The sequence below is a fragment of the Mesorhizobium sp. M7A.F.Ca.CA.004.12.1.1 genome (genome assembly GCF_003997835.1).
GTDB lineage: Bacteria > Pseudomonadota > Alphaproteobacteria > Rhizobiales > Rhizobiaceae > Mesorhizobium.
The window spans coordinates 1-7,410 of record NZ_RZRK01000260.1 but is presented as its reverse complement, the minus strand read 5'-3'; the positions used below and the strand labels follow the sequence as shown (position 1 = coordinate 7,410).

Genomic DNA, 7,410 nt, shown 5'->3' with positions numbered 1-7,410 from the left:
ATCTTCAGCGGATCGACCGGATCGACGACATGGGTGAGATCCATCGACAATGGTCCGCGCTTCGAGCGGAAGGTCGAGAAACCCTGGCCGTGCCAAGCCTCGTAGGTCATCGTGGGATCGCGCACCACGGCAGCGAGCGGCGAGAATGCCTTGCCGCTGGCCTGATCGTAGATATAGAGGCCCTCGCCCGGCCGGTTCGAGACCGGATCATTCGACCACGGCGTCAACTGGTAGTCGCGGCTGTTTCGGCTCCAGGTGAAGGCAGCGCCCTCGGCGGAGGTATGGAAGCCGAACGAGGCGTTGGAGACGACGTTGATCCACGGCTGCGGCGTCGTGCGCCGGCCGGCCAGGCGCACGACATAATGCCGCCCGTCGCCGTCGAAACCGCCAAAGCCGTTCCACTGGCTGAGACCGCTTCCATCAGCGCTGACATTGGCCACTGCCTGCGAGGCAGGAGTATGCGTCGTGGGTGTCGGCGACGGCAATTCACGCGGAATTGGCAATGCTGCCAGAGCGTCGCGCGCCTGCAGAGCCGCGGCCTCGGCGCGCTCGATCTGGTCGAAGATGGTGCCGTTGCGCGTGTGCAGGACCACCCGGGCGACAGCGAGCAGCGTCTTGTAGGTGGTTTCGTCCATGAGATCGCGGCGCACCGCGAATATGTGCTGGCGAGGTCCGAGCTCCTTGCCGCGCAGGCGGCTGTTTTCGCACAGCGTCTCGACCGCCCGCTGCAGGTCCTGGACATAGGAGGACGCCTGCTCGTTGACGACGACGAAGTCGATCATCATGCCGCGGGTGCGCATATATTCCTGGAAACGCAGCGCCTGGGCAACGATTTCGAGATCGGCGACGTCGCCGATCCTGACCAGGAAGATCGGGAAATCGCCGGAAATGCTTGTCGGCCACAGGCTCGACTGCTTGCCCAGCCCCGAGGCGATGGATTCAGCGGGAAGACGCAGGAACGGATCCGGATAGATCAGATAGCGCGCCAGCTTCTGCACATTGGCGGCATCGGTCAGACTGAGGCCCATATGGCGGGTCTGCACCTGGCTGCGCGTCCAGGCAAGCATGGCCTGGCGGGCAAAGCTCTCCGGATGGTCGAGGCGGGCGATGGCTTCGTCCAGCTCGGTGCGGCCAGCGCCGACGACGGTCCAGAAGGTCAGCGATATCTTCTTGTTGGCCGGCACGCGCACCTGGCGGCGCAGCGAGGCGACGGGATCAAGCGTAAAGCCTGAATGGCCGCCCAGCCTGGCGCCCGGGTCGAAAGCGGCCGCATCGACGATGGTACGGCCACGGCCGATGAAGGCGCGCCTGTCGGTCTCGGCCTCGGCATCGCGCGCCGATCCGGACGGATCGGTGACGAAATGCACCATGGCGATATCGGGCTCGCTGGTCTCGCGCTTGCGCCGCGTGGCGAAGATCGCCGCGTTGTTGGCAGAGATTTCGGTTTCCACGAACATCTTCGAGAATGCCGGATGCGCGTTGTCGGACGCCTCCAGGCCGAGCACCAGTTCGGCAAAGGAGGTCACTTCGATGTGACGGTCGGACGGACCGTCATTGTAGAGCGTGACCCGACGGCCCTCGCCATTGCCTTCCGAGATGACAATGCATTCGACCTCGGAGCGCAACGTGCCCACGGATTTGACGAAGCTCGCCTTGTCGTCGGAGAACAAGGTCTGCGCCTTTTCCTCGGCGGCGCGCTTCGGTTCGGCTGTAGCCGACCACCAGTCGCCTGAGCCTGCGTCACGCAGGAAGATGTAGGAGCCGAGCCGGTCCTCGGTCGGATCCGGCTGCCAGCGCGTGACGGAGAGATCGCCCCAGCGGCTGTAGCCCGAGCCGGTCGCGGTGACCATCACCGAATAGCGGCCGTTCGACATGACGTTGGTCGACCGCAGCGACTGCAGCGGATTGAGCACGATGCGGGTGTCGGGGCTGTCGACCTCGGTCTCGTCCTTGGAGCGTTCGTCGGCCTCGGTCCTGACGGTCGCGGTCGGGATGTCGCGCGGCGCCCTCTCCTGCAGCAAGAGTTCGGCCGATTCGATGACCGGATCGCTGTGGAAGCGGTCGCGCATGCGACCTTCGAAGATGGCGTCGGCAACCGCCGCGATCGACATGCCCGAATGGTGGGCCATGTAGTTCTGGACGACGACATGATCCGTGCCTTCCGGCACGCGCTGCGGCGTGAAGTCGACGGCATCGTAGTAGCCGTGGCGGCCGAGCGCCCCGATCTCCCGCAAACGGGAGAGATTCAGCACGGCTTCACGCGGATTGAACTGGGCCGCCAGTATGGTGGCGTAAGGCGCGATCACCGTGTTCTGGCCAAGGCCGCGCTTCAGCCCGAGGCCTGGAACGCCGAAATTGGTATATTGGTAGGTCAGTTCGCGGTCGCGCGCATTGTAGGCGGCCTCCGAGATGCCCCACGGCACGTTCTTCTGGCGGCCATACTGGATCTGGCGTTTGATGATCAGCTTGCTGGTCTGGTTGAGGATCGAGCCCTGCGGCTCCTTCATCACCAGCGGCGGCATCAGATATTCGAACATCGAGCCGGACCAGGACATCAGGGCGCCCTGGAAACCGATTTCGACGATCGGCCGGCCAAGCCGGAACCAGTGCTCGGTCGGCAGGTCGCCCTTGGCGATGGCGAACAGGCTGGTCAGCCGGGCTTCGGAAGCCAGAAGGTCGTAGCAGCTCTCGTCGAGCTGGTGTTCCTCGACCCGGTAGCCGATCGACAACAGCTTGCGCTCCGGCCGCATCAGGAAGGAGAAATCCATCTCGAAGGCGTAACGGCGCGTGCGCTCGCGCAAGGTGAGCAGCTTGGCACGCAGCGCCTCGACGGCATTGTCGTCGCTGTGCGCGTCATGGACGTGCGCTTCGCAGGTGGCTTCCAGCCTTGCCGCCCAGTCGACGATGACGTCGCTCTGGGGCGACACCGCCTCGGTATGGATGGCGGTGGCCAATTTGCGGATCTCGCCGGCCAGCACAGCCAGGTTGATGGTGCGGATCGACGCCATTTCGGGCTGCGCCTTGATCGTGTCGACAGCGCGCCGCATGCCGTCGAGGCGGTCGGCGAGACGCTGGCGCAGCGGGCGCAACTGACGGCGGTCGTCGGGCAGATCATCGAGGCTTTCGCTGAGGATGGTGACCGTGTCGAGAATGCCTTCGAAATCGCCCTGGAGATGGACGGAAGGTGCTTCGGCCCATTCGGCGCAGGCCGCAGCCACCGCCACCAGATGGCCAGCGAGATTGCCGCTGTCGACAGCCGAGATGTAGAGCGGATAGAGCGGCTTCAGTGTCGTCGTGTCGTACCAGTTGAAGAGGTGACCGCGCTCACGCGGCATGCCCTCGATCGTCGCCATGGTGGCGTCGATGCGGGTGATGGCGTCGGACAGGCTGATCCAGCCGAAGTCGCGGGCGGAAACGACGGACAGCAGGTAGACGCCGATGTTGGTCGGTGAGGTGCGCGGCGCCACCACCGGCGCCGGGCTTTCCTGGAAATTGTCCGGCGGCAGATGGTGATGCTCTGCCGTTACGAAGCTTTCGAAATAGTGCCATGTGCGCCGCGCCACCGTGCGCAACGTATGGATGTCGGCCTGCGATATGCGCAGCCGATCCTCGGTTTCGGCCGAACGGCTGATCCAGCTGGCGATGGCCGGCGAGCCAATCCAGAACAGGGCGAAGAAGAAGGCGACGAAGGCGCCGGTCGAATCGGCCAGCACCGGAATGGCAAGGCCGACGAAGCCGATGATCACGGCGCCATACATCATGCCGTAATACGATCCGACATCGTTGTCGCCCGCCTTGTGCGCCTGCGAGGCGGTGCGCCATTCCAAAAGGTTCTGGCGGCTGACGAACAGCCGGTAGAGCGTACGCACGATGGCATCGCCCATCATCCAGGCATTGTGCGCCATCAGCACGATCTTCAGCGCCACCATGGCGGTACCGAAGGCGACGTCGCGCGCCAGAGCCGAGAAATGGCCGCGTGGCGTCTGGTCGCCGCTCTTGGGCAGGATGGCGTTGACGATATCGAATGTCGGCGCCATGAACAGGCTGAGGATCAGCAGGGCCTGCCATTGCGCGGCCTGCGTGAAGGGCAGCAGCGTCCAGCCGGCGATCGCCGCCATCACCCAGAAGATCGGCGTCAGCGAGCGGCGCAGATTGTCGATCATCTTCCAGCGCGACAGCGCCGGCACGCCGGAGCGCGGATCGAGCATGAAGCCAAGCAACTGCCAGTCGCCGCGCGCCCAGCGATGGTGGCGCGAGGCGTCGACCGAGTAGCGGGTCGGATAGTCCTCAACCAGTTCGACGTCGGTGACCAGCGCCGCGCGCGCCAGCGCGCCTTCCAGCAGATCATGGCTGAGGATGGTGTTTTCCTCGATGCGGCCCTGCAGGGCGGCCTCGAAGGCGTCGACGTGATAAAGGCCCTTGCCGGTGAAGGAGCCGTCGCCGAAGACGTCCTGATAGAGATCGGACACGGCAAAGACATAAGGGTCGAGGCCGCGATTGGCCGAAAACACCCGCTGGAAGAACGACGCATCGTCGCCTGATGTCAGCGACGCGGTGATGCGCGGCTGCAGGATCGCGTAGCCGGCGGTGACGACGCGCTTGCTGGCATCGAAATGCGGCCGGTTGAGCGGGTGGCAGAGCTTGCCTACGAGGGTGGCGACCGCGTCACGGGTGGTGCGCGTGTCGGCATCGAGCGTCATCACATGGACGACGTTCTCCGGCAGCGGCACGTCGAGCGGCAGGAACGTGGTGTCGCTGTCGCCGCGCAGCAGAAGATCGAGCTCGTGCAGCTTGCCGCGCTTGCGCTCCCAGCCCATCCAGGCCCCTTGCGCCGCGTTGAAGAGCCGGCGCCGGTGCAGGATGTAGAAACGCGGCGCGCCTTCGGACGGATAGCGGGCGTTGAGACGAGCGATCTCGGCACGGGCGAATTCGAGGATTTCGGTGTCGGCCGCATCGATCTCGGTCTTCGAGTCCGGCCAGTCCGACAGCAGCGCGAAATGGATTTCATCGGCCGTATTGGCGAGATGATGCACCTCGATGTTGCGGATGTTTTCCTCGACATCGTCGCGCGAGCCGATCAGCGACGGCACCACCACCAGCGTGCGCGCCTCGGGCGGCACGCCGTGCCGGTAATCATAACCGACAAGACGCGTCGGTTTCAGGAACAGCGATACGACCGTGTTGAAGAAGGCAAGCGCGCCCTCGCTGGCCGGCACGGCAAAAAGCGCCAGCATCAGGACGATCGAGGGCACCGACAGGCCGAGATTGGCAAGGGCATTGCCGGAGAGAACGAGAAGCAGCGCCGTCAGCGCAAATACCGGTACGACGATGCCGAGCCACCCGGTCTTGCGGAAGGCACGCTTGACTGTCTGGCTGATGGTGGGTCGATAGCCGATCGCCTTCTCCAGCTCGAGCCGGCGTGGGCCGACGAGAAAGAAGCCGACATCGGTGTGGGCGGGCCCGGTTAAAACCACGTCTCCGTCGCCATCGCTGGCGGCGTGGCCGGCCAACTCGATAGCCTTCTCGGCGACGCGATATTCCGAAAGGTTCGAACGGCGCGCCAATTCCTCGATCGCGGTCCGGTACTGGTCACGCGAGAAGAAGTCGAGCGCGGCGAAATCGGTGCGCTCGCGCAGCACGGTGTCGATGCGGCTGACGCCTTCGAACCACACCGTCCAGTCGACGTCGTTGATGAGGCGCAGGCCGCGGATGATGTTGCCCGTCGTCACATTGCCGCTGGACAGCGTGTGATGTTCGGAAATGATGATTTCCTCAGCATCGGAGCCGGTCTTTTCGAGCTCGCCTTCCAGCCATTCCAGAGCCTTGCCGGCATTCTGCGATCCATCGCGCAGGCGGTAGAGCAGTTGGGTGGCGAAGGTGGTGTCCTGCGCATGCGCGCTGAAATTGGACAGGATCGACTGCCGGTCGGCGCTGTCGTCGGTCGCCAGGACCTTGTCGGCCACATCGTTGGCGATCTGGCGCATCTGGCGGGTGCGATTGACCCTGACGGCCAGCCGGCGGAGATTTTCGATCAGGACGAAGCGCAACAGCGAAGGCAGCGCCCAGAGCTCGCCGATCTTCAGCGGCTCGACCGACTGAAAACCCTGGACGATGGACTTGAACATCGTCGCCGAAACGGAACTGTCCGAATGCGCGACATAGGTCCACGCCAGCGCCAGCGCGCGCGGCACGCTGCCGCCGTCAGGCAGTTTCAAGGTCGGCAACTGGCGATAGAAGCGGCGCGGCAGGTCGCGCTTGACCTGGAAAATGGTCTCTTCGACCAGGTAATTGTTGTCGAGCAGCCATTGTGCCGCCGGCGTGATCGTCTCGCCCCTCGCCTGCGCCGCATTGGTCGACCGATAGACTTCCAAAATCTTCTTGGCGCTGTCCCGGATACGGGCCTGAAAATCGAAGGGCGTCAGGCCGAACAGATCCGTGAGGTCGCCTTTTGCCAGGCTTTCGCCAAGCACACGAAGACGCTCTTCGGGCAGAAAGTTGGATCGAATCGGCTCTTCCGTGATGGCCGGGAAGCTCGCGCTTGTCTTCTCGATTTGGGCAGGATTCGTCTGAATATTCATTGAAAATTCCGTAAGCGGGCACTGAGCGGCGTCACCGCCACGGCAATGGCCCTAAAACCGGTTCAAATGCAATTGGTTGCATAAACCCCACTTGCCGAAAGTTTGTTTCCGCACCACGACAGGGCGTCGTCTCTCAGCAAAACTCAAAGACAAGCACCCCACTTCCCGCCAGGCCAGATCGGCGGAGAGGATTCAGGCTTTTTCGTGATGCCGCCAGCAGCTTACGCTATATTTCGCCGGTGCCGCGATCATGTTTGGAAACAAGCGTTAATCGTTGCCGGCGACAGAGCCGATCCGGATCACGAACAGCGTTGCCTCATGGGCGGGTTGGACGAGCAGGCCGGTGCTGACCGGACCGGACAGCAGCGTGTCGAGCGGACCGAGGCGGACCGGTTCAGCGGCGGGCACGCTGACGTCGCCGTCCAAGCATAGGATGAGCGTTGTGCCGGCTTCAGTCCGGACTTCCACGGGGGCCGAAATCACCAGGCGTTCGACCGAATGCGTCACCCGGCTTCGGCGGGTCATGACATTGAGATCGGTGATCGGCCCGCCGATCAGCGCAGCCGAGGTCTGCACGTCGGCCGGGAAAGAAAACAGGGCGGTCGTCCTGTTTATGGATGTCGGCGGGTGGCCGGCAATCTCGAGGACGATGCCCTCGCCTTCGAGCACGGCAAGGGTGCGATCGATGCCGGCGAATTGCGAGAACGGCCCGCTCAATTCGACACGCGCCATCGAGACGCGCCAGTCGAAATCGTCGAACCCGGCACCCGTGGGCGAGACGGCGATTTCCGTCGTCACGCCGCCGCCGTTCTTCCACGGCATCGACCGGTAT

2 protein-coding genes are annotated in these 7,410 nt (G+C 64.0%); both read right to left on the bottom strand.

What is annotated here, in order from left to right; translation table 11 throughout:
- On the bottom strand, nucleotides 1-6,578 hold a 6,578-nt coding region (locus tag EN984_RS15570; protein ID WP_127383819.1), incomplete at its 3' end, for a glucoamylase family protein.
- Between the two features lie 267 nt (nucleotides 6,579-6,845).
- On the bottom strand, nucleotides 6,846-7,410 hold a 565-nt coding region (locus EN984_RS15565; protein WP_127383818.1), incomplete at its 5' end, for a HutD family protein.